The sequence below is a fragment of the Streptomyces sp. NPDC093252 genome, from assembly GCF_040683675.1.
In the GTDB taxonomy this organism is placed as follows: domain Bacteria; phylum Actinomycetota; class Actinomycetes; order Streptomycetales; family Streptomycetaceae; genus Streptomyces.
Map to the genome: position 1 here is coordinate 193,746 of NZ_JBFBEM010000002.1, position 22,970 is coordinate 216,715.

Genomic DNA, 22,970 nt, shown 5'->3' on the forward strand with positions numbered 1-22,970 from the left:
ATGAGTCGTTCCGTTTCCGTGCGCAGGACCGCCGCGCGGAGGACCGCCGCACGCACGACCGCCGCGCGCAAGGCCATCGCGCGCGGGGCCACCGCACGCAGGGCCGCCGTGGCCGGGGCCGTCGTGGCCGTGCTGGCGGGCGGCACCGCGTGCGGCGCGTCCGCCGCCGACGACACCGAACCCGAGCACCGCACCTTCGCCCTCCAGGGCCGCACCCTCACCGTCGACTCCGACGAATCCGGCCTGGAGATCATCGCCTCGGACGACGCCGAGTCCGGCTCCGTCGAGGTCACCCGCTGGTTCGAGGGCTCGGTCATGGTCGGCAAGGAGCCCCGGGTGACCTGGTCCATGGACGGCGACCGGCTCACACTCCGGCTGCGCTGCTCCGGCTTCGTCGCGGACTGCTCCGCCAAACACCGGGTCGAGGTACCCCGCGGAGTCGCCGTGAAGGTCGAGGACGGTGACGGCGCCATCAGCGCGAGCGGCTTCACCGACCCCCTCGACATCCGCACCGGCGACGGCAACGTCCGTGTCTCCGACACCACCGGCACCCTCGCCGTCCGCACCACCGACGGCAATGTCCGCATCACCGACTCCACCGGCCCCGCCGACCTCCGCACCGGCGACGGCAACATCGACGCCGACCTCGGCTCCCGCACGGTCACCACCCACAGCGGCGACGGCAACGTCCGCCTCACCCTCGGTGCCGTCCCCGACCGCGTCGAGACCCGCTCCGGCGACGGCAATGTCACCGTCGCCCTCCCCCGCGCCGGCTACCGGGTGACCACCGAGACCGGCGACGGCGGCGTCGAGGTGTCCGTCCCCCGCGACGACTCCAGCGACCACATCGTCACCGCCCGTACCGGCGACGGCAAAGTGACCCTCCGCACGGCGAACTAACCGACCCGTGTGTTCGTCCTTAACCGGTGGGAGAATGAACCGGGCAGGGCGGACGACAGCACGGGAGAGGGATGTGACGGCGAAACCGACGCAGTGGTATGCGCCGTTGTCCGCACGCCCTGCCCCGCCGCGCGCCGGGCACCGGGCGCTGCGCGACACCCTCACCCTCCTCTCGCTGCCGCTGGTGGCGGCACCGGCGCTGCTCGCCGCGTTCGCCGGCGGCGGCACCCGCCGCTGGTTCGGCGGGCGGGCCGAGAGCCAGCGCGCCGAGGCCCAGGCCGCCAAGGACGACGCCGCCGCCGCGTTCTACGAACTCGACACCGCCCAGCGCGATCTGCGGATCTCGATCGAGACCATCGCCGCCGTCGACGACTCCCCCGCCGCCCGGCGGGCCGCCGCCGACTTCGCGGCCCTCGGCCACCGCATCGACGAGGCCAGCCACCAGTACATCAGGGCCGTCGACGCCCATGATCTCGACCGCGACGACCTGGAGGCGTCCGCCGCCTCCCGGGCCCGCGCGGAGCTGGCCAGGGCCGAGGACGAGCTGACCCGCGTCAAGCGCGACCTCGACCGGTTCGCCGACGGTCTCGGCCCGCTGCTCGGCAAGGCCGAGACCCAGCTCGCCCGGCTCGCCCCCGCCGTGGAGCGCGCCCGGCAGTCCCTGCTCGCCGCCTCCAACGCGCTGGACGCGGCCCGCGCCGCCGGTCTGCGCGCCGACGACCTCGCCGCCCGCCTCGCCGCCCTCGCCCCCGAGCTGACCAAGCTCAACCAGGGCGCCGGCCAGCACGGCGTCCCCCAGACCCTGGAGCGCGCCGAGCGCGTCGCCCGCGAGGCCGAGGCCATCCGCGCCGAGGCCGACCGGCTCCCCGAACTGGCCGCCGAGATCGACCACCGTCTGGTCTCCCTGCGCACCCGCGCCCAGGCCCTGACCACCCGGGCCGAGCAGGTCCAGCCGATCCTCAGCGAGCTGCGGCGCCGCTTCACCGCCGCCTGCTGGCAGGACCTCCAGCGCGTCCCCGACCTCGCCGGGGAGAATGTCCGCCAGGCCGAGCGGGGGCTCGCCGAGGCGCGGGCCGCCCGTGACGCCCAGCGCTGGCCGGACGCCACCGCCCGGCTCTCCACCGTCCGCGCCCTGCTGAACACCACCGACGAGGCCGTCTCCGCCGCCGGAGACCGGCTGCGGCAGCTCAACGCCGTCCAGAAGGACCCGGGGGCCGAGATCGAACGCACCCGGTTCGCCATCCGGGACGCCCAGCGCCTGGCGATGGCGGGCCGCCACACCCCCGACCCGCGCCACGCCCGCCCCCTGGACGACGCCGTGGCCCGGCTGGACCGCGCGGTCACCACCCTCGAAGGCCGCCACCCCGACTACTGGCACTTCCTCACCGAGACCGACGCCGTCCGCCGGGCGGTCGCCCGGGTGGTCTCCCAGATCCGCGAGGAGCGCGGCGCGGGCACCACCCCCTGAGCCGTTGCCGCATCCCCGCCCCGGGCGGATATTGGGGGGAGGAGAGCACGCAGGGCGTCGGCTGACGCCCAAGGGAGGCGGACCATGGCCACCACACACGCACTCCGCCCGCGCACCAGGCGGCGCATCCGGCTCGACGAACACCTTCCCGTCGACCACGGCCTGAGCAGGGTGTACCGGATCGGCGCGGGCCTGATGGGACTGGCACTGCTCGCCTTCGGCATCCTCGGCCTGACCAACACCATCGGCTTCTTCGACACCGGCGGCGACCAGGTCCTCGGCCTCAACACCAACGGTGCCCTGAGCGTGCTGTCCATCTGTGTCGGACTGCTGCTCTTTGTCGGGATGGTGATCGGCGGGAACTTCGCCTCCACCCTCAACATGACCCTCGGCATCCTCTTCATCCTCAACGGCTTCCTGAACCTGGGTCTCCTCCAGACCGACTACAACTTCCTCGCGTTCAAGATCCAGAACGTGCTGTTCAGCTTTGTGGTCGGCCTCCTCCTGATGACCTTCGGCATGTACGGCCGGGTCGGCTCGGCCCTGCCGCACGACAACCCGTACTGGCGCTCCCGCCACCCCCAGGCCGCCGCGGCCGAGGACGAACGCGCCCGCGCCGCCCTCACCCCCAGCGCAGCCCCACCACCCCCGGAGAACGCCAGCTAGTCTGTGGGCATGCCTCGCTACGAGTACCGCTGCCGTACCTGCGGCGACACCTTCGAACTGAGCCGTCCGATGGCCGAGTCCGCCGACCCCGCCGCCTGCCCGGCAGGCCATGACGACACGGTCAAGCTGCTGTCGACCGTCGCCGTCGGCGGCACCGCCTCCGGCGGCCCGGCCCCCGCTCCCAGCGGTGGAGGCGGCGGCTGCTGCGGCGGGGGCTGCTGCGGCTGAGGCCCGCCGCCGGGGCCGTGCGGGCGCGGTGCCCGGTGATCTTCCTCAGGCTCTCTTCAGGTTCGGCTCTCTACGGTGGACGGCATGAGTGCCAACGCCGCTCCCCAGTGGGTCACGGAGATGATGGACACCCTGGGTGCCCCCGGGGCCGGTCTCGCCGTGGCCCTGGAGAATCTGTTCCCGCCGCTGCCGAGCGAGGTGATCCTGCCGCTGGCCGGCTTCGCCGCCAGCACCGGGGACATGAGCCTGTACGGGGCCCTGCTCTGGACGACCATCGGCTCGGTCGTCGGCGCGCTCGCCCTGTACGGCATCGGCGCGCTGCTCGGCCGGGACCGTACCGTCGCGCTGGCCGGGAAGCTGCCGCTGGTGAAGGTGGCGGACATCGAGCGGACCGAGGCGTGGTTCGCCAGGCATGGCACCAAGGCCGTGTTCTTCGGGCGGATGATCCCCGTCTTCCGCAGCCTGATCTCGGTCCCGGCCGGAGTCGAGCGGATGCCGCTCCCGGTCTTCCTCGGGCTGACGGCGCTGGGCAGCGCGATCTGGAACACGGTGTTCGTGCTGGCGGGCTACGCCCTCGGCGAGAACTGGTCCGAGGTCACGACCGTCGTGTCCGCCTACTCCAGGGTGGTCCTGGTCGCCGCCGCCCTCGCCGTCGTCGCCTTCGCCGTCGTACGGCTGATGCGGCCGGGGCCCGGTCGTCGGCGCGGCGGGCGCCGGGCGCGGGACCGGCAGCGGGAAGCGGAGGACTCCGACGAGGACGGCTCAGGGGGCTTCGCCGACCGGTCGTCCCTCGCGGTCGGGGCGGCGGCGGACCGCCGCTAGGGGATTCCTGGGAGGGCGCCGGGGCGGATGCCGTCCCGGCGCCCTTCCGTCACACCCGGTCCGGCGCCCGTACGACGCGCAGGAACTCGTGGAGGATGCGCTCCCCGGCCAGTACGCCCCGCTCGGGCAGGGCGGTGACGGTGGGGGCGGTCCAGCCGCTGTCGGCGAGTTCGCCGTGGGCGGGGCGCCAGCCCTGGTCGGCGGCGAGCAGCAGATCCGCGTCGAGCAGGGAGTCACCGGCGGCGAGGGTGAGGTCGGCGCCGGTGCGGCGGGCCACCTCGCGCAGGGCGGCGCTCTTGGTCAGCGGCTTGGGAACGGCGTAGATCTTGCGGCCCTGGAGCGAGACGGTCCAGCCGCGGTGCTCGGCCCAGACGGCGAGTTCCTTCACCCAGTCCTCGGGGAGCAGCTCGCGTTCGACGACGAGGTAGGCGAAGAGATCGTCGGCGACCCGGTGCTTGCGGACCCAGAGGGGGTCGGCGGAGGTCTCCAGATGGGCCCGGACCTCGGCGAGCGGGGCGCACTCGTCGGCGAGGCGGGCGGTGACCCCGGCGTGCCAGTCGGGGTCGGAGACGCCGTCGACGAGGAGGTGGCCGCCGTTGGCGCAGATCGCGTAGCGGGGTGCGGCGCCGGGGAGGTTGATCCGCTCGTACTGCTTGCGGGTGCGGGTGGTGCTGGGCACGAAGAGCGCGCGGTCGGTGCGGTCGCCGAGGGCGGTGAGGAGCCCGGCCGCGGTCTCGGTGAGGAAGGACAGGGGCTTGCTCTCGTGGACCTCGACGCAGAGCAGCCGGGGTGCGCGGGCGTCGGGCATCGTCAGGGCGAGAGCCGCGGAGGAGTAGATGAGGGTTCGGTCGAGATCGCTCGCCACCAGCACCGGCATCAGAGCGTTACCGCCTTTCCGTCGGCGCCGGTCGCGCCGCGCGTGTACTTGGGATGGATGAGCCCCACACAGGTGTAGGGGAGGCCGGTGACCTCCTCGACGGGGACGCCGCGCTGCTCGGCGAGCAGCCGGACGTGGTCGAGGTCGGGGCCCGCTCCGGCGCGGGCGAGGATCTTCCAGGGCACCCGGCGCAGCAGGACCCGGGTGGTCTCGCCGACGCCGGGCTTGACGAGGTTGACGTCGTGGATGCCGTACTCCTCGCTGATGCGTTCGACGGCGGCCCAGCCCTCCCAGGTGGGGGTGCGGTCGGCGGCGAGCAGGTCCTTGACGGTGGCGTCGACCCGCTCGGTGACCTCGGGGAAGCGGGCGGCGATGGTGTCGAGGAAGGTGTTGGAGAGATCGGCTCCGGCGAGGTCGCGGTAGAACTTGGCGCCGTGGAAGTCGTCCGGTCCGACCAGGTCGGCGCGGAGCACGGTGCGGGATATGAGGCCGGAGACGGTGGAGTTGAGGCAGGCGGAGGGGATGAGGAAGTCCTCGCGGGTGCCGTAGGTGCGGACGCAGGAGCCGGGGTCGGCGAGGACGGCGATCTCGGGGTCGAAGCCGCTCACCCCGTGGTCGTGCTCGAACCGGCGGACGGCCTCGGTGAGTTCGCGGGTGATGGCGCCCTTGCCGGTCCAGCCGTCGACGAAGACCACGTCGGAGGGGTCGTGGCGGTCGGCCAGCCAGCGCAGGGCGTTGGCGTCGATGCCGCGGCCCCGGACGATGGAGACGGCGTAGTGCGGCAGTTCGAGGCCGTGGCGGTGCTGGGCCCAGCGGCGCATCAGGATGCCGACGGGGGTCCCGGCGCGGGCGAGGGAGACGAGCACCGGGCGGGGTGAGCGCTCGGTGAGGACGGTCTCGGTGACGGCCCCGACGGCCTGGGCGATACGCCCGGCGGAGGTGGCGAGGGCGGAGTGGAACAACCGCTGGTACCGGTCGCTGGGCTGGTACTCCACGGGCAGCGACTCGGCGTAGTGGGCGCCGCCGCTCTGGATCGCCTCCTCGCGTTCCTCGGTCGGGGCCTCCAGGGTGACGTCGGAGAGGTCCTGGAGGAGCCAGCCCACCTCGTCGGGGGCGTAGGAGGAGAAGGCGGGGCCGCGGAGGGGTTCGGGCAGCATGGCGGATCTGGCTCCGGGAAAGGCGGTGACGTACAGGGGCGCGGGGACATGGCTGGGCACGACCGCGAGCAGGACGCGCGGGGTGTGGTCGGCGAGGCGGGCGAGAAGGCCGCCGGGGGCGTGCAGGGCCGGGGTGTCGGCGGTGGAGTCGACGACGGAGATCACGGCGTCGAAGCGGGCTCCGGCGACGTTGTAGGCGAAGCGGTCGCCGGGGCCGTCGGCGGGGTCGTCGTGGGCCGGGAAGACGAGGCGGCTGCGGATGGCGTAGCCGGGGTCGTCGACGGCGAGGACCGGTGAGCGGGTGGTGGTGGAGAAGCGTATGTCGGTGCCGGGGAGTATCCGCTCCAGCTCGCGGGCGAGGCGGAGCGGGGCGTACATCAGTTCCTCGGTGCCGAGGACCAGGACGCGCCGGGCGTCGGCGGGCAGGGCCTCGGCGAGGCGGGCGCCCATGGCGGGCAGGGCGGCCTCCAGGCGGTGGCGGTGGGCGGGGGTGAAGCCGTGCCGTCCGCCGTCGGGGAGCCCGGCGGGCCAGTGCAGGCCGACCCGGGCGAGGGTGCCGGGCGGGGTGTCGGGGCGGGGCGCGTGGGGCTCGTCGGTGGGCCGCTCGTGCTCGGCGACGAGGGCCCGGCCCCGTTCCAGCACGTCGTCGGGGAGCAGGACGGTGCCGCGGGCGGCGGCGACGAGGTCGACCCGGGCGCCGATCTCCCGGCCGAACTCGGTGAGCCGGTCCCGGTCGGCGGCGGACCGCATGTCCACGAGGGCGACGACGACGTAGTGGTCGCGGGGGTAGCGCTCGTGGAGGGAGCGGATGGTGTTGAGGACGGTGTTGCCGGTGGAGAACTCGTCGTCGACGAGCACCAGCGGGCCGTCCCCGGCGAGCAGGGCCTGGTCCTCGGGGAGGAGCAGATGGGAGGTGGCGTGGGAGTGGGACTCCTCGAAGCCGCCCGCGGGGGCCACGCCGGGGACGGGGCGGCGGGTGGAGTGCAGATAGGGCGCGGTGCCCAGGCCGTCGGCGACGGAGTGTCCGAGTGCGGTGGCGGTCTCGGCGTAGCCGAGGACGACGGCGCGGCGGCCGGGTCCGTCGCCGAGCAGGGCGTGGACGCGGCGGCCGAGGGTGAGGCCGTGGCCGTGGACGAGGGACGGGGTCTGGGGGACGTGTTTGCCGAGGACGTGGGAGACGAGGAGGTGGGCGCGCTTGGGATTGCGCCGCAGGGCGAGGCCGAGGAGCCGGGGCAACTGGTCGTCACCGTGCAGCGCGACACCGAGCCGCTCGGCGACCCAGGTACCGGACCAGACGCCGTCGCCGGGGTCCGGCTCCGCCGGGCCGGGCTGCGCGTCGCCCGGCCCCGCCGACCCGGTAGGCGCGTCGCCCGGCCCCGCCGACCCGCGCGGGGCGCCACCGGCACGCACGGCCGCCCGGCCGTCACCGTCCGCGACGCCTCCCCCGGGGCGGGCGGCGGCACCCGAGTCGGTGGCACCCGCGTCGGCGGCACCAGAACCCCGGGGAGCCTCACCGGCCCCGTGAGCCCCTACAGCCCCATGAGCCTCCACGGCCCCCACAGCCCCCGGAGACGCCTGGACGCCACCACGAGCCCCCTCGCCCCCCGAACCCGCCTCAGCGGCTCCCCGGCCACCCGGACCACCCCCCTGAGTACCCCCCTGACCACCCCGGCCGCCCGCCCTCGCGGGGCGCCCCCCGGGGCTCGATGGTGCCGGGAGGTCGTGCCCGCTGTTCCGTGGCGTGTTCATGGGTCCCTTGGGAGGTGGAGGAGGAGGTTGCAGGAGCGGCGAGGGGCCGGATCCCTCAGGTCGGGATACCGGCGGCCAGAAGTTCGACGAAGCCGATGTCCTCGTTGGCGACGCCGAACGCCTCGGCGCGCAGGAGGGTGCGTTCGGCCCAGGCGCGGTGCGGCTTCACCTCGTTCATCTTGTTGGTGTAGGCGGAGCGCAGGACCCCGCCGCCGCCGCGTTCGGGGCGCAGGATGTCCTGGGCGTCGCTGAACTCCTCGTGGCTGACCACGGACAGTGCGTGCACGGGCAGCACGTGGGAGGGGTGGATGCAGGTCTTGCCGAGGAGGCCGTTGGCCTGGTCGAGGGCGATCTCGCGCAGCAGGCCGTCCATGGCGTGCTCGATGAGGGCCTCGCGGAGTTCGTCGGCCTGGCCTTCGAGGAAGGGGCTGCGCCGCAGTTGGGGCTTGAACATACGTTCCTGCACCCGGAAGTACTCCCAGACCGGCCCGGTGACGGTGAAGCCGGTGCCGTCGGCGCGGCCGAGCATGTTGACGACGTCGGCGATCACGGAGGCGACGACCTGGACGTCGTAGGCGGTCATGTCGGGGCCGCGGCGCAGGCCGTAGGAGGAGCAGAAGTCGGTGACGCCGAGGCGGAGGGCGAGGACGCGGTCGCGGTACTTGTCGACCGCGCGGAAGATGCCCTCCAGGGTCTCGACGCGGGTTTCCCGGTAGAGCAGCTCGGGCGATTCCAGGACCGGCATCGCGAAGAGACGGCGTCCGCTGGCGGCCTCGGCGGCGGCGAGGGCCTCCAGGAAGGGGATCCCGCGTTCCTCGGTGAACTTCGGCAGGACGAATCCGGACAGCACGGCGGCGGCCGGGCCGAGGCGGCGGGTCAGATCGGGGATCTGGCCGGGGGTGCGGACCCGGATGAAGAGCAGCGCGGGGTCGGCGGCGTAGCCGGGGTGCCCGGCCAGCTCCCGGAGCTGGCGTACCAGGTTCTCCTCGGCGTCCTGGACGTCGGCGTCGTCTATGGAGTCCTCCAGGCACAGGACCATGGAGACGACCCCGCGGGCGGACTGCTTGGCGATGTCGTCGGCGAGCCTCGGTCGGGTGGCGGGCGAGTAGAGGGTGGCGCCGAGGGCCGCGGCGAGCAGCCGGGCCGGGGAGTCGGCGGTGAAACGGCTCGGCTCCCGGTGGAACAGGCGCTGCCGCACCTCAGGGGCGATTTGCCCGAAATGACGCATGAATCTCCCCCGTGGAGTCGGAATGTGCCGGTAGATGACGACAGGTGGCCGGTAATAGTACGTAGGAGTCCATGTCACCGGTTCCCGCAGGGCATGAATTTCAGGTAACGCGGGCACGCACACGCTCTTCCCACGGGCACGCACACGCCCTTCCATGGTGCATCCATCACAGATCCTCCGAATACTCCGCCCCCTCACGTCCGCCCTCGCGTCCGCCGACGCGGCCGGGCCGCGCCCCGCATTGTCGTGATCAGGACCGAGAGGGCAGGATGACCGCATGACGCACGCCATGCTGAAGGGGTCGAACGTCCCGCTGGAAGCCGCGACCGTGCGCGCCGTGCTGCGCTGGACGCCCGGTCAGGGAGTCCCGGACGTCGATGCCTCGGCGCTGCTCCTCGGCCCCGACGGCCGGGTGCGCTCCGACGAGGACTTCGTCTTCTACAACCAGCCCCGGCACCCCTCCGGGAAGGTCTGGCGGCTCGGCAAGAAGCGGGTCGCCGAGAGCCTCACCGATACCATCCAGACGGATCTCTCCGGTGTCGAGTCCAGTGTCGGCCGGATTCTGCTGGTCGCCTCGGCGGACGGGGTGACCTTCGACAGCGTACGGACCCTGCGCATCCTGCTGTACGACGCGGGCGCGCCGGACGCGGAGCCGGTGGCGTACTTCGATGTCGTGCCGATGACCGGGGCGGAGACCGCCCTGATCTGCGGTGAGCTGTACCGGCGGGGGGACGGGTGGAAGTTCCGGGCGCTGGGTGAGGGCTACTCCAACGGGCTGCGCGGGCTCGCGACCGACTTCGGGATCTCGGTGGACGAGTCGGAGGCGGCGGAGGCCGGGGTTGCCCGCCTGCCGGAGGACGCCCCGGTCGCGCCGGTCTTCCCGGCCCCCGCGGCGCCCACGGCGTCCGTCGCGCCCACGGTGTCCGCCGCGTCCGTGGCCGGTGCGAACCAGCCGACGGTCGCCCAGCCGCCGGGCGGGGCACCGGCGGCGGAGCCCGCCTACGGCTATCCCCAGCCGGCCGCCGCGGCGGCGCCGCAGCCGGGGTACGGCTACCCCCAGCCGGGCAGCCGGCCCGCGTACGGCTATCCGCAGCCGGTGGGGACGACCGCCCCCGACCCGGACTTCCGGCTGCCCCCGCAGGGACCGCAGTTCATCGGCCGCTAGGACGCGCGCGACGGATCACCGCCGGGGCGTCCCGGCGCCCGGCCCGCCCGGGGCCGATGGCCCCTGACACCCCGCCGCCGGGCGTCACGCCTCCGTCTTCGACTTGTACCCCCGCCCCCACTGCAACCCCCACCCGTACAACCGGTCCAGCTCCCCCTGGAAGCCGTAGACGAACTTCACCTCACGGCGGACCATCAGTTCGCCCTTGACGTTCTCGATCATGACGACCGCGCAGGAGCGGGCCTGCGGGTGGCGTTCGTCGAGGCCGATCTCGATACGGGGGCCGTTGCTGGGGTAGAGCGTGACGATGGCGTGGGTGCGGTCGAAGGCCGGGGTCTGGTCGTAGATGTAGACGAACACCAGGACGCGCTTGATGGCGTCCCGGTGGTCGAGGTTGACGTAGATCGTCTCGCCGGAGGCCGAGCCGAAGCGGTCGTCGCCGCTGAGCTTGACGTAGGGCGGTCCGTTGAGGTCGCCGAGGAAGCCGCCCAGGGGCTGGACGACGCCCTTGGTGCCGTCCTGGAGTTCGTAGAGGCAGCCGAGGTCGAGGTCGACGTTGACCATGCTCTGGCTGTGGCCCAGGACCTCCGGCGGTTTGAGCGCCTTGAAGGGGTGCCGGAGCAGGCTCTCGCGCTGGGGGCCGCCCATGTCGGCGCTGCGCATCCGCCAGTTCAGATTGATCCGCAGATTGCCGGTGGCGGCGCCCTGCTTGGTCAGTGACACCTCGCCGTGGCGTTTGGTCAGCTCGATCGAGTTCGTCGCCGCGTTGCCCGAGTCGAACTCCGAGTCCCGCCCACGCCAGAACCGGTCCAGCAAGCCCATTGCGCCCCCACCTCACTCGTCGGACGGCTGTGCGGGGCGGCCCGAGGACGATGTCCACCTCGGTACCGCCCCGCACAGAGCGTTCCCTCACCCACCGGGGCGTCAACCCCCGGGGGTCGTCACACGCCGGACGGGACCTCGGTCTTGTCGTCCGACCCGGATCCGCCCTCGGCCGCCGCCAGCGCCCGGTTGCGGCGCACGGAGGACCAGAAGGACCAGGCGATCAGCAGCACACCGATCGAGCCGGTGATGAACTCGCTGATCTCGTACTGGATGGTGACCAGCAGGATGACCGCGAGCGCGCCGATCGCGTAGTGCGCGCCGTGCTCCAGATAGACGTAGTCGTCCAGCGTGCCCTCGCGGACCAGGTACACGGTGAGCGACCGGACGTACATGGCGCCGACGCCCAGACCCAGGGCCATCAGCACGATGTCGTTGGTGATGGCGAAGGCGCCGATGACACCGTCGAAGGAGAAGGACGCGTCCAGGACCTCCAGGTAGAGGAACATGAAGAAGGCCGCCCGGCCGGCCAGCAGGATGACCGGCTTGCCCGCCCGCTTGGCCTTCTCCTCCTCCTCGTGCTCGCGCTCCTCCTCTTCCTCCAGCTTGTTCTCGAAGTAGCCGGAGAGGCCGCCGACGACCAGATACGTGATCAGACCGGCGACACCCGAGAGCAGAACCGTCTCCGCCTTGTCCTGGGGTCCGGCGTGCAGATGTGCCTGGGTGGCGAAGGTCATGGAGGTGATCAGCAGCACGATCAGCGCGACACAGACCGAGAGCATGTCGACCTTGCCGAGCTTGGCCAGGGGCCGCTCCAGCCAGCCCAGCCACTTGATGTCCCGCTCCTCGAAGATGAAGTCGAGGAAGATCATCAGCAGGAACATGCCACCGAAGGCGGCGATGGCCGGGTGCGCGTCGGTGACGAGTTCCTCGTACCGGTTCTGGTCGGTGAGTGCGAGGTCGACCGCCTCGATCGGGCCGATCTGGGCACTGACCGCGACGATGACGACGGGGAACACCAGCCGCATACCGAAGACGGCGATCAGGATGCCGATGGTCAGGAAGATGCGCTGCCAGAAGGCATTCATCTTCTTCAGAATTCCGGCATTTACGACCGCATTGTCGAAGGACAGCGAGATCTCAAGAACACAGAGGATGGCTACGAGACCGAGTGCCGCCCACCCCCCGTAGAAGACCGCCGCGACAAGGCCGGCCGCGGTGACCGCGAACGACCAGCCGAAAGTTCTCAGAATCACTGGCTACCCAATCCCTTGTGTACGGGCTGAACGGGTCTCCCCCACGCCGTACCCGGCTTTACGAAACATTGACCCCGAAGTCTAGAGCGATCCCGCGAAGCCCCGACGCGTACCCCTGCCCTACCGCACGGAACTTCCATTCGCCCTGGTAGCGATAGACCTCTCCGAAAATCATCGCCGTTTCGGTGGAGGCGTCCTCGCTGAGGTCGTAGCGGGCGAGTTCCTGGCCGTCGGCCTGATTGACGACCCGGATGAAGGCATTGCTGACCTGGCCGAAGGTCTGGCCGCGCTCGTCGGCCAGGTGGATGGAGACCGGGAAGACGATCTTGTCCGCGTGGGCGGGGACCTTGGCGAGGTCGATCAGCAGGGACTCGTCGTCGCCGTCGCCGTCACCGGTGAGGTTGTCCCCGGTGTGCTCGACCGAGCCGTCGGGGCTGGTGAGCTGGTTGTAGAAGATGAACCATTCGTCCCCCAGCACGCGCCCGCTGCTGCACACCAGCGCGCTCGCGTCGAGGTCGAAGGGTGCTCCGGTGGTGGACCGCGCGTCCCAGCCGAGGCCCACCAACACATGGGTCAGGTTCGGTGCGGCTTTGGACAGGGAGACATTGCCCCCCTTGGCGAGCGTGATGCCCATGATCCTGATCCTCCCCTGTCGTGCTTCTCTGGTTGTCCTGCGCGTCCGGCGCCGCACACAAACCGCGCGGCGCCGGACGGTCGCTTCCCCCGGGACGGGCCTCGGTCAGACGTTCACACCGAAGTCCTGCGCGATGCCGCGCAGGCCGGACGCGTAGCCCTGGCCGATGGCGCGGAACTTCCACTCCGCCCCGTGCCGGTACAGCTCGCCGAAGACCATGGCGGTCTCGGTCGAGGCGTCCTCGCTGAGGTCGTACCGGGCCAGCTCGGCCTCTCCGGCCTGGTTCACCACGCGGATGAACGCGTTGCGGACCTGGCCGAAGGACTGCTGGCGGTTCTCGGCGTCGTAGATGGACACCGGGAAGACGATCTTCTCGATGTCGGCGGGGACGCCGGCGAGGTTGACCTTGATCTGCTCGTCGTCGCCCTCGCCCTCACCGGTGATGTTGTCGCCGGTGTGCTCGACCGAGCCGTCCGGGCTCTTCAGGTTGTTGAAGAAGATGAAGTGCTGGTCGTTGGCGACCTTGCCGGTGCTGTTCAGCAGCAGCGCGCTCGCGTCGAGGTCGAAGTCCGTGCCGGTCGTGGTCCGCACGTCCCAGCCCAGACCGATGATGACCGCGGTCAGGCCCGGGGCCTCCTTGGTCAGCGATACGTTGCCGCCCTTGCTGAGGCTGACTCCCACGAGTCCCTCCATTGTCTTGGGGGGCGGAAAGCCCCGTGGTGCATCCGTGTACGGGTGTACGTCCGCAACGGATCAAACGAGTCGATCCTAGTGAGCGGTTCCCATGGCCCGCAGGCCCTGGGGCTTAACAATCAGAGCGCGTCGAGGGCCTGGACGTACGCTTCGAGGTCGCGGGCGTCCGGGAGGCCGTTGACGACCGTCCAGCGCACCGCGCCCTCCTTGTCGATGACGAAGGTGCCGCGCACCGCGCAGCCCTTGGCCTCGTCGAACACGCCATAGGCCCGGGAGGTCTCGCCGTGCGGCCAGAAGTCGCTGAGCAGCGGATACTCCAGGCCCTCCTGCTCGGCGAAGACGCGCAGGGTGTGGATGGAGTCGTTGGAGACGGCGAGCACCTGGGTGTCGCGGTCGGCGAACCTCGGCAGGTTGTCGCGGACCTCGCACAGCTCGCCGGTGCACACCCCGGTGAAGGCGAAGGGGTAGAAGAGCAGGACGACGTTCTTCTCACCGCGGAAGTCGGACAGCTTCACGGTGGCGCCGTGGTTGTCCTTGAGTGCGAAGTCGGGGGCCTTGTCGCCGACCTGGATCGCCATCGGTCGTCCCTTCGGGGGGCTGCTGGGCTGTACGGATCACACCCACCCTACGCAGCCGACCGGCGGGACCCGCTGAGTGCCCGGTCACCCCGCCGCCGAGAGGCCGGTCACCCCGGCCGTGCCCGATCGGGTCACCCGGGGCGTGTACGGCCCGGCACCGACACCGCCGGGCGGGCCGAGCACGAAGACTCGGCCCGCCCGGCGGGCTGGGTTCTGGCGGACCCCTGACGGTCCTGGGGGCCCGACGGGCTACGCGCCGGGACGCGGACGCGTCACCGCTTGGACCTCGCGGCCTTGGGTGTCGCCAGACGCGACCCGCTCCAGTCCTTGCCGACGCTGACGCTCTTCGCGGCGGTCAGCCCCGCCGTGGTCGCGGCTTCCGAGATGTCGCTCGGCTCGACGTAGCCGTCGCGGCCGGTCTTCGGCGTCAGCAGCAGGATGGTGCCGCCCTCCTCGATGTACGTGGTGGCGTCCACCAGCGCATCGGTCAGGTCACCGTCGTCGTCGCGGAACCAGAGCACCACGGCGTCGGCCACGTCGTCATAGTCCTCGTCGACGAGCTCGCTGCCGATCGTCTCCTCCAGTGCCTCGCGAAGCTCCTGGTCGACGTCGTCGTCGTAGCCGATCTCCTGGACCACCTGTCCGGGCTGGAAACCCAGCCTGGCGGCAGGGTTGGTCCGCTCCTCCGCGTGGTCCGCGGTCGCGCTCACGGGTTGCCTCCTGATCATGTCTTTGGGTATGTCTCAGCCACGCGCGGGCGCGAGGCATTGGCCGTAGTCCACACGGGCGGGACGGATCGCGCAAGTACCCGGCGTTTCAGACCGCCGAAACGGTGACGATCCAGGCCGTGTCCCCGCAACTCCAGGCACCACTTGTCCGGCGAACGTGATGCACACCACACCCTTCTGCCCCGTTTGGGCGTTTGGGAACCCTCTGCCCGTGCGGGACTCGCATGAGTTTTCCGCCGGGAGCGGACCCGCCGGGTCGCCCAAGTGTGCCGGTTACCTCGGGGTAGAGATGACGTTTACGCCCCCGAGGTAGACGATGGGGAGCGGCGCGGGCACAGGGAGCAGCGGCCCCGGGGCCCGCGTCCAGGTAACTCCGACAGGTAAGGAACAGCGTGGCTTCCGGATCCGATCGCAATCCGATCATCATTGGCGGCCTTCCGAGTCAGGTTCCTGACTTCGATCCCGAGGAGACCCAGGAATGGCTGGACTCCCTGGACGCCGCCATCGACGAGCGGGGCCGGGAGCGGGCCCGCTACCTCATGCTCCGGCTGATCGAGCGGGCCCGTGAGAAGCGGGTCGCCGTGCCCGAGATGCGCAGCACGGACTATGTGAACACGATCGCGACCAGGGACGAGCCGTTCTTCCCCGGCAACGAGGAGATCGAGCGCCGCGTCCTGAACGCGACCCGCTGGAACGCGGCGGTGATGGTGTCCCGCGCCCAGCGCCCCGGGATCGGCGTCGGCGGCCACATCGCCACCTTCGCCTCCTCCGCCTCGCTCTACGACGTGGGCTTCAACCACTTCTTCCGGGGCAAGGACGAGGGCGACGGCGGCGACCAGGTGTTCTTCCAGGGGCACGCCTCGCCGGGCATCTACGCCCGCGCGTTCCTGCTGGACCGGCTCACCGAGCGGCACCTCGACGCCTTCCGCCAGGAGAAGTCGAAGGCCCCGTACGGGCTGTCCTCGTATCCGCATCCGCGGCTGATGCCGGACTTCTGGGAGTTCCCGACGGTGTCGATGGGGCTCGGCCCGATCGGCGCGATCTACCAGGCGCGGATGAACCGCTATCTGCACGCGCGGGAGATCGCCGACACCTCGAAGTCGCACGTCTGGGCGTTCCTCGGGGACGGCGAGATGGACGAGCCGGAGTCGCTGGGCCAGCTCACCATCGCCGCCCGCGAGGGCCTGGACAATCTGACCTTCGTGGTGAACTGCAACCTCCAGCGGCTGGACGGGCCGGTGCGCGGCAACGGCAAGGTCATCCAGGAACTGGAGTCGGTGTTCCGGGGCGCCGGCTGGAATGTGATCAAGCTGGTCTGGGACCGCTCCTGGGATCCGCTGCTGGCCCAGGACCGGGACGGGGTGCTGGTCAACCGGATGAACACCACCCCGGACGGCCAGTACCAGACGTACGCGACCGAGACCGGGGCGTACATCCGCGACCACTTCTTCGGGGACGACCACCGGCTGCGGGCGATGGTGGAGGGCATGTCCGACGACCAGATCCTGCATCTGGGGCGCGGCGGGCACGACCACCGGAAGATCTACGCGGCGTTCAAGGCGGCCGTCGAGCACCGGGGCCAGCCGACGGTCATCCTGGCCAAGACGGTCAAGGGCTGGACGCTGGGCCCGAACTTCGAGGGCCGCAACGCCACCCACCAGATGAAGAAGCTTACGGTCGACGACCTCAAGGGCTTCCGCGACCGGCTCCGGCTGCCGATCTCGGACCGCGAGCTGGAGAGCGGCCCGCCGCCGTACTACCACCCGGGCCGCGACTCGGCCGAGATCCAGTACATGCACGACCGGCGCAGCGCGCTCGGCGGCTATGTCCCGACCCGGGTCGTGCGCTCCAAGCCCCTCGCCCTGCCGGACGAGAAGACCTACGCGAGTGTGAAGAAGGGCTCCGGCCAGCAGCAGATCGCGACGACCATGGCGTTCGTCCGGCTGCTGAAGGATCTCATGCGGGACAAGGAGATCGGCCGCCGCTTCGTGCTGATCGCGCCGGACGAGTACCGCACCTTCGGCATGGACTCCTTCTTCCCGAGTGCGAAGATCTACAACCCGCTGGGCCAGCAGTACGAGTCCGTGGACCGGGATCTGCTGCTCGCCTACAAGGAGTCGCCGACCGGCCAGATGCTGCACGACGGCATCTCGGAGGCGGGCTGCACGGCCTCGCTGATCGCGGCGGGTTCGTCGTACGCCACCCATGGCGAGCCGCTGATCCCGGTGTACGTCTTCTACTCGATGTTCGGTTTCCAGCGTACGGGCGATCAGTTCTGGCAGATGGCCGATCAGCTCGCGCGCGGTTTCGTTCTGGGCGCGACCGCCGGGCGCACGACCCTGACCGGCGAGGGCCTCCAGCACGCCGACGGCCACTCCCAGCTCCTCGCCTCCACCAACCCGGGCTGTGTGGCGTACGACCCGGCGTTCTCGTACGAGATCGCGCACATCGTGCGGGACGGGCTGCGCCGGATGTACGGGGGCGACGCCGAGCATCCGCACGGCGAGGACGTCTTCTACTACCTGACCGTCTACAACGAGCCGATCCAGCACCCCGCCGAGCCCGCGGACGTCGATGTCGAGGGCATCCTCAAGGGCATCCACCGGCTGGGCGCGGGGACGGCGGGGTCGGTCCCGGCGCAGATCATGGCCTCGGGCGTGGCCGTGCCCTGGGCGCTGGAGGCGCAGCGGATCCTCGCCGAGGAGTGGGACGTACGGGCCGATGTCTGGTCGGCGACCTCCTGGAACGAGCTGCGGCGGGAGGCGGTGGAGTGTGAACGGCACAATCTGCTGCGGCCGGAGGAGGAGCAGCGGGTGCCGTATGTGACCCGGAAGCTGAGCGGCGCCGAGGGACCGTTCGTGGCGGTGTCCGACTGGATGCGATCGGTTCCGGACCAGATCGCGCGCTGGGTGCCGGGGCGGTATCAGTCGCTGGGCGCGGACGGGTTCGGCTTCGCCGACACGCGGGGGGCGGCGCGCCGCTTCTTCCACATCGACGCGCAGTCGATCGTGCTGGGGGTGCTGACGGAGCTGGCTCAGGAGGGGAAGGTGGATCGCTCCGCGCTGAAGCAGGCGCTGGATCGGTATCAGTTGCTGGATGTGGGGGCGGCGGATCCGGGGGCTGCGGGGGGTGACGCGTAGCGCCGGGTTGGGTTGCGGATTCGGGTGCGGGTGCGGGTGCGTGGGGGCTGGTCGCGCAGTTCCCCGCGCCCCTGAAAGACACGGCAGCGGCCGTCTCCCCAGGGGCGCTGGGGGTACCCCCTCTGGGGGAGGAACTGCGCGAGAACCACGCACTCACCCGCACCCGACGGCTGCGGAAGTGCAGGGGCGCTAGATGTGCGCCGCCCCTGCCCCCGCGTCCGCGTTCTCCCCGCGCTTGGTCAGCAGGGCGACCAGGATGGCGACGGCCGCGACGCCCGCGGCCACCAGGGACGCCAGGCTCATCCCGGAGATGAAGGTGTCGTGGGCGACATCGGTGATCGTCGTGGCGACCTCCGCCGGGGTGTCGGGCGCCACCGGCGCCACCCCGACCTGGACCGCCTCGGACGCCGCCGCCTGCTGCTCGGGCGACAGCGGGGGCAGCCCGGCGTCCGCCCAGTTCCCGGCCAGGTCGCTGTCGACCTTGGAGGCCATCACCGCGCCCAGCACGGCCGTGCCCAGGCTGCCGCCGATCTGCATCGCGGACTGCTGGAGCCCACCGGCGACCCCGGACAGCTCCATCGGGGCGTTGCCGACGATGACCTCGGTCGCGCCGACCATGACCGGGGCGAGGCCGAGGCCGAGCAGGGCGAACCAGAGGGACATGATCCCGCTGCCGGTGTCGGTCTCCAGCGTGGACATGCCGTACATGGCGAGGGCGGTGAACGCCATCCCGCCGGCCAGCGGGATCCGCGGGCCCACCTTGGTGATGGCGATACCCGCGAGCGGTGAGCCGACGATCATCATGCCGGTGAGCGGCAGCAGATGCAGACCGGCGTCGACGGGGCTCATGCCGTGCACGTTCTGGAGGTAGAACGTCACGAAGAACAGGCCGCCCATGAACGCGATGGCCATCATCACCATCAGCACCACACCCGCCGACAGCGGGACGGAGCGGAAGAGCGTGAGCGGGATCAGCGGTTCCCTGACCCGCTTCTCCCAGATCGCGAAGAGGGCGAACGCGGCCACGGCCACGACCAGGAACAGCCAGGTCCGGCCCGCGCCCCAGCCCCACTCGGGCGCCTTGATCAGCGCCCAGACCAGACAGAACATCGCGCCGGACAGCAGTCCGATGCCGAGCAGGTCGAAGGAGCGCGGGGCGTTCTGCGCGCGGTGGTCCAGCAGGATCCAGGCGCCGAGGGCGACGGCGAGGACACCGACCGGCACATTGATGAAGAACACCGACTGCCAGTTGACGTGCTCGACCAGGACACCGCCGAGGATCGGGCCGCCGGCGGTGGAGGCGCCGATGACCATGCCCCAGATGCCGATCGCCATATTGAGCTTCTCGGCGGGGAAGGTGGCCCGCAGCAGACCGAGCGCGGCCGGCATCAGCAGCGCGCCGAACAGGCCCTGGAAGACCCGGAAGACGATGACGGCGGCGATGCTGTCGGAGAGCCCGATCGCACCGGACGCGGCGGCGAAGCCGACGACGCCGATGAGGAAGGTCTGGCGGTGGCCGAACCGGTCACCGAGCTTGCCCGCCGTGATCAGCGCGACGGCGAGGGCGAGGAAGTACGCGTTGGTGATCCACTGCACCTCGGCGAAGGTGGCGCCGAGGTCGGAGGCGATGGCCGGATTGGCGATGGCCACGATGGTGCCGTCCAGGGCGACCATCATCACCCCGACGGCGACGGTGATCAGGGTGAACCAGGGATGGCCGCGCAGCCCCTTGGCCGGCGCGGCGGACGGCGAGGGGGGTATGCCGTCCCCGGGTCCCGTCTTGTCGAGGGTGGTCTGACTAGTCATGCGGGCGACACTAGAGACAGCCACTGACAATTGACAAACCAATTCACAAGTCGGTAACTGTCAAGTCACTCACCTCTCCCCCGACCAGGGAGAACGGTTCGCTGGAGGACCCGATGGACACGCTGGACCGCTCGCCCGCACCGGGGTTGCGCGAGCGCAAGAAACAGCGGACCCGGGACGCGCTGCTGCACGCCGCCGTCGACCTGTTCACCACCCGCGGCTACGACCGCACCACCGTCGACGCCATCACCGAGGCCGTGGATGTCTCCCAGCGCACCTTCTTCCGCTACTTCGCCGGGAAGGAGGAGACCGCCCTCGCCCTCCACGAGATCACGGTGGAGCACTTCTACGAGGCGGTACGGGCCCGCCCGGCGCACGAACCGCCGCTCCAGGCGCTGCGGATGGCGGTGCTGGACGGCTGGGACACCATCCACGAGCGGATCGAGTCGGTGGCGAGCGTGGACCAGTATCTGCGGATGTACCGGGTGATCGAGTCGACGCCGGTGCTGCTCGCGGCGCATCTGCGGCGCTCGGCGGAGACGGAGGAGGGGTTCGCGCGGCTGATCGCCGAGCGCGAGGGGCTCGATGTGGACGAGGATCCCCGCCCGCGGGTGGCGGTGGCGCTGTTCGGCGGGGTCATGCGGGTCACCGAGCGGCTCTGGACCGCCGGGGACGACCACAGCGTGGCGGGCATGCGCGCGGTCACCGCGCGCTACCTCGACCAGGTGGGACCGGCGCTGGCCGAGAACTGGCGTACGCCGTAGGGCACTTCCGCGCGCCCCGCGCGCCTCCCCCTGTACCGCCCTCACCACCCATGATCAGCCCCGTCGTGGCTCAAACGTGAGAGCCGTCACTCGATTCACGCGAGACCGTCCCGTTCTCCTAGTGTGTCCTCCCAGTGACTTCCTTCGACTCCTCCCCGACGCTCAATGTGTGGCGTGCGCTGCTCGCGCTGGCCGTGGTCTTCGTGATGCTGGCGACCACCGGCTGGACCGCGCTGCGCGGCCAGCGCGACCACACCCCGCTCCAGATCTCGCTCGCCGCCTGGGAGGACGGGCGGATAGACGGCCACCGGCTCCCCGACCCGCGCTCGGCGCCCGCCCGGCTCGCCGCGTTCTTCGCCTCGCTCGGCCCCGCCCGGCGCACTCTGCTCGCCCACCGCTATCCGCTCGCGGTCGGCAATATGAACGGCGCCCCCGTCGAACTGCGCTACCGGGCCAACCGGATCGCCCTCGCCCAGGCCCGCCGCGTCGAACGGGCCCGGATGCACGACAGCCGGCTCACCCCGGGCGGACAGCACGAGGCGGGCCGCCGGATGCACCGCCTGGAAGCGCTGATGGAGCCGGGCCGGCAGATCCTCGCCTTCGACCCGGACGGCTCGGGACGCGTCGCCGAGGTGTACGGCGGCCTCGCCCGCGCCGAGCGGATCTCCATCGTCGTCCCCGGCGTCGACACCGATCTGCTCACCTTCCAGCGCACCCACCGCAAGTACGCGGCGCCCGCCGGCATGGCCGAGTCCCTGTACGAGGCCGAGCGCGCCGCGCGCCCCGGCGTCCGTACCGCCGTGATCGCCTGGGCCGACTACACCGCGCCCAGCGGGATCGGGATGGAGGCGGCGACCGCCACCCGCGCCGCCCAGGGCGCGGCCCGGCTGGACGCGCTGGTGCGGGCGCTGCCCGGATCGGCCCCGGTCTCGCTGTTCTGCCACAGCTACGGCTCGGTGCTCTGCGGGGTGGCCGCGCGGGTGCTGCCGGACCGGGTGTCGGACATCGCGGTGGCCGGCAGCCCGGGGATGCGCGCCGAGAAGGCGTCCCAACTGCGCAGTCCGGCCCGGGTGTGGGCGATGCGGGACGCCGACGACTGGATCGAGGACGTGCCCTATCTGGAGCTGGGCGGGCTCGGGCACGGCGCCGATCCGGTGTCCCGGGCGTTCGGCGCGCGGGTGCTGTCGGCGGGCGGGGCGCACGGCCACGCCGGGTACTTCGAACCCGGCACGGAGAGTCTGCGCAACTTCGCCGAGATCGGGGTAGGCGCGTATGGCTCGGTGCGCTGCGCCGGCGACGACGACCGATGTATGACCGATATGCCCGCAGACTCCGGGAACGGACGCGCGTAGAGTCGCAGAAACCGCGGTCTGCGCGGGAAGGGGACGGAGGAGCTCGTGCCGCATACGATGAGCCGCATGGGTGACGTACTGGCCGGATTTCATGCCGCCTGGGAGTTCGAGTCCGACTCCGTGCTCATCCGCTACGAACGGGGGATTCGCACACCCAGGCTCTTCCAGGCGCTGGGGGAACGCCGGGTGCCGCTGGCGGCGCTCCAGGGTGTGACGCTGGCTCCCGGCCGTCGCGGAACGGTCGTGCTGCGCGCCGAGCCGCGGCCGGGCGCGGATCCGCTGATGGAGGCGGCGGCCGGACAGCTCAAGGAGGGCAGCGACCCGTACCGGCTGGTGCTGCCCGCCGAGCGGGAGACCCTCGCCGAGTACTACGCCGACGAACTGCGCGCCGGACTCACCGAGTCGGGCCCGTCCGAACGGCATCTGGTGGCCGCGCCCGAGGTCCCCCGCTCCTTCAAGGCGTACGACGCGAAGGCGTCCTTCGACGGGACGACGGTGGCGTTCCGCTGGTTCTGGACGGGCGCGTCGTCGGCGAAGTGGAAGGCCGGCGACCAGAGTTTCCGGGTCGCCGACCTCGCGGGGGTCGAGTGGCGCTCGCCCGAGGTGTTCGAGGGACATCTGCGGCTGCTGCGCCGGGAGAGCGCGGACCGCCCGGCGCAGCCGGACCAGGATCCGGCCACGGTGGTGTTCGGTCTGGGCTACGGGCCGGTGCACGAGTCGCTGCCGTTCGCCGCCGCGGTGCTGGCGGCGGCGCGCGGCGCGGTTCCGGCCTCCGCGGTGCCGGTCGCCGCCGTGGCCCGGCGCGACCCGGCGGATGTCGCCGAACGGATCCGGCACCTCGGCGAGTTGCACCGGGCGGGGCTGGTGACGGACGAGGAGTTCGCGGTGAAGAAGGCGGAACTCCTCGCGGAGCTGTAGCGGAGTCGCAGGCCCCGGG

20 protein-coding genes are annotated in these 22,970 nt (G+C 71.5%); 10 read left to right on the plus strand and 10 right to left on the minus strand.

Annotated features, from left to right (window positions below; all coding sequences use genetic code 11):
- From AB0O01_RS04060 to AB0O01_RS04080, 5 genes are all read left to right on the plus strand, one after another.
- The gene (locus AB0O01_RS04060) at positions 1 to 900 is read left to right on the plus strand and encodes a DUF4097 family beta strand repeat-containing protein (protein ID WP_365310804.1); all 900 of its coding nucleotides are present in this window, start codon (positions 1 to 3) and stop codon (positions 898 to 900) included.
- Positions 901 to 973: 73 nt separating this feature from the next.
- Positions 974 to 2,368 carry a hypothetical protein gene (locus AB0O01_RS04065; protein WP_365310806.1) on the plus strand — a complete coding sequence of 465 codons (1,395 nt, stop codon included), beginning with the start codon at positions 974 to 976 and terminating at the stop codon, positions 2,366 to 2,368.
- 84 nt (positions 2,369 to 2,452) lie between these two features.
- Positions 2,453 to 3,034 (plus strand): DUF4383 domain-containing protein, encoded by a 582-nt coding sequence (locus tag AB0O01_RS04070; protein WP_365310808.1) that lies wholly within the window; start codon positions 2,453 to 2,455, stop codon positions 3,032 to 3,034.
- 9 nt (positions 3,035 to 3,043) lie between these two features.
- Positions 3,044 to 3,262, plus strand: a complete 219-nt coding sequence (locus AB0O01_RS04075; protein WP_365310810.1) for a zinc ribbon domain-containing protein — start codon at positions 3,044 to 3,046, stop codon at positions 3,260 to 3,262.
- A gap of 84 nt (positions 3,263 to 3,346) precedes the next feature.
- Complete coding sequence (locus AB0O01_RS04080; protein WP_365310812.1) at positions 3,347 to 4,084, plus strand: DedA family protein; 738 nt, start codon at positions 3,347 to 3,349, stop codon at positions 4,082 to 4,084.
- Positions 4,085 to 4,133: 49 nt separating this feature from the next.
- Here AB0O01_RS04080 and AB0O01_RS04085 read toward each other — a convergent pair whose 3' ends face one another.
- The 3 genes from AB0O01_RS04085 to AB0O01_RS04095 all read right to left on the minus strand — a co-directional run bounded on the left by AB0O01_RS04085 (position 4,134) and on the right by AB0O01_RS04095 (position 9,095).
- Positions 4,134 to 4,961 (minus strand): HAD family hydrolase, encoded by an 828-nt coding sequence (locus AB0O01_RS04085; protein ID WP_365310814.1) that lies wholly within the window; start codon positions 4,959 to 4,961, stop codon positions 4,134 to 4,136.
- Positions 4,961 to 7,528 carry a phosphoribosyltransferase gene (locus tag AB0O01_RS04090; protein ID WP_365310816.1) on the minus strand — a complete coding sequence of 856 codons (2,568 nt, stop codon included), beginning with the start codon at positions 7,526 to 7,528 and terminating at the stop codon, positions 4,961 to 4,963. The genes AB0O01_RS04085 and AB0O01_RS04090 overlap by 1 nt, the downstream gene beginning before the upstream one ends.
- Positions 7,529 to 7,922: 394 nt before the next feature.
- Positions 7,923 to 9,095 carry an HpcH/HpaI aldolase/citrate lyase family protein gene (locus tag AB0O01_RS04095; RefSeq protein ID WP_365310818.1) on the minus strand — a complete coding sequence of 391 codons (1,173 nt, stop codon included), beginning with the start codon at positions 9,093 to 9,095 and terminating at the stop codon, positions 7,923 to 7,925.
- A gap of 277 nt (positions 9,096 to 9,372) precedes the next feature.
- Here AB0O01_RS04095 and AB0O01_RS04100 point away from each other — a divergent pair, with 277 nt between their 5' ends.
- Entirely contained in the window at positions 9,373 to 10,260 is an 888-nt protein-coding gene (locus tag AB0O01_RS04100) for a TerD family protein (RefSeq protein WP_365310820.1), read from the plus strand.
- 84 nt (positions 10,261 to 10,344) lie between these two features.
- Here the strand turns inward: AB0O01_RS04100 and AB0O01_RS04105 are convergent, their stop codons facing one another.
- The 6 genes from AB0O01_RS04105 to AB0O01_RS04130 form a co-directional block, all read right to left on the minus strand.
- Positions 10,345 to 11,082 carry a Tellurium resistance gene (locus AB0O01_RS04105; RefSeq protein ID WP_365310822.1) on the minus strand — a complete coding sequence of 246 codons (738 nt, stop codon included), beginning with the start codon at positions 11,080 to 11,082 and terminating at the stop codon, positions 10,345 to 10,347.
- 119 nt (positions 11,083 to 11,201) lie between these two features.
- Entirely contained in the window at positions 11,202 to 12,338 is a 1,137-nt protein-coding gene (locus AB0O01_RS04110) for a DUF475 domain-containing protein (RefSeq protein ID WP_365310824.1), read from the minus strand.
- 58 nt (positions 12,339 to 12,396) lie between these two features.
- On the minus strand, positions 12,397 to 12,972 hold the full coding sequence (locus AB0O01_RS04115) for a TerD family protein (RefSeq protein WP_365310826.1): 576 nt from the start codon (positions 12,970 to 12,972) through the stop codon (positions 12,397 to 12,399).
- A gap of 105 nt (positions 12,973 to 13,077) precedes the next feature.
- Positions 13,078 to 13,653: a calcium homeostasis/redox stress adaptation protein gene (locus tag AB0O01_RS04120; RefSeq protein WP_365310828.1), complete on the minus strand. Its 576-nt coding sequence runs from the start codon at positions 13,651 to 13,653 to the stop codon at positions 13,078 to 13,080.
- Positions 13,654 to 13,784: 131 nt separating this feature from the next.
- Positions 13,785 to 14,243, minus strand: a complete 459-nt coding sequence (locus AB0O01_RS04125; protein WP_365310830.1) for a peroxiredoxin — start codon at positions 14,241 to 14,243, stop codon at positions 13,785 to 13,787.
- A 272-nt stretch (positions 14,244 to 14,515) separates the two neighbouring features.
- Positions 14,516 to 14,953, minus strand: coding sequence for a DUF3052 domain-containing protein (locus AB0O01_RS04130; protein ID WP_365311229.1), 438 nt, complete (start codon positions 14,951 to 14,953; stop codon positions 14,516 to 14,518).
- Between the two features lie 410 nt (positions 14,954 to 15,363).
- Here AB0O01_RS04130 and aceE point away from each other — a divergent pair, with 410 nt between their 5' ends.
- Positions 15,364 to 18,111, plus strand: a complete 2,748-nt coding sequence (aceE, locus tag AB0O01_RS04135; protein WP_365310832.1) for a pyruvate dehydrogenase (acetyl-transferring), homodimeric type — start codon at positions 15,364 to 15,366, stop codon at positions 18,109 to 18,111.
- Between the two features lie 189 nt (positions 18,112 to 18,300).
- Here the strand turns inward: aceE and AB0O01_RS04140 are convergent, their stop codons facing one another.
- Positions 18,301 to 19,917, minus strand: coding sequence for an MFS transporter (locus AB0O01_RS04140; RefSeq protein ID WP_365310834.1), 1,617 nt, complete (start codon positions 19,915 to 19,917; stop codon positions 18,301 to 18,303).
- A 113-nt stretch (positions 19,918 to 20,030) separates the two neighbouring features.
- Here AB0O01_RS04140 and AB0O01_RS04145 point away from each other — a divergent pair, with 113 nt between their 5' ends.
- The 3 genes from AB0O01_RS04145 (at position 20,031) to AB0O01_RS04155 (ending at position 22,951) form a co-directional block, all read left to right on the plus strand.
- Positions 20,031 to 20,681, plus strand: a complete 651-nt coding sequence (locus AB0O01_RS04145) for a TetR family transcriptional regulator (protein ID WP_365310836.1) — start codon at positions 20,031 to 20,033, stop codon at positions 20,679 to 20,681.
- 134 nt (positions 20,682 to 20,815) lie between these two features.
- Entirely contained in the window at positions 20,816 to 22,033 is a 1,218-nt protein-coding gene (locus tag AB0O01_RS04150; RefSeq protein WP_365310838.1) for an alpha/beta hydrolase, read from the plus strand.
- 66 nt (positions 22,034 to 22,099) lie between these two features.
- Positions 22,100 to 22,951, plus strand: coding sequence for a DUF4429 domain-containing protein (locus AB0O01_RS04155; RefSeq protein ID WP_365310840.1), 852 nt, complete (start codon positions 22,100 to 22,102; stop codon positions 22,949 to 22,951).
- Positions 22,952 to 22,970 lie beyond the last annotated feature (19 nt).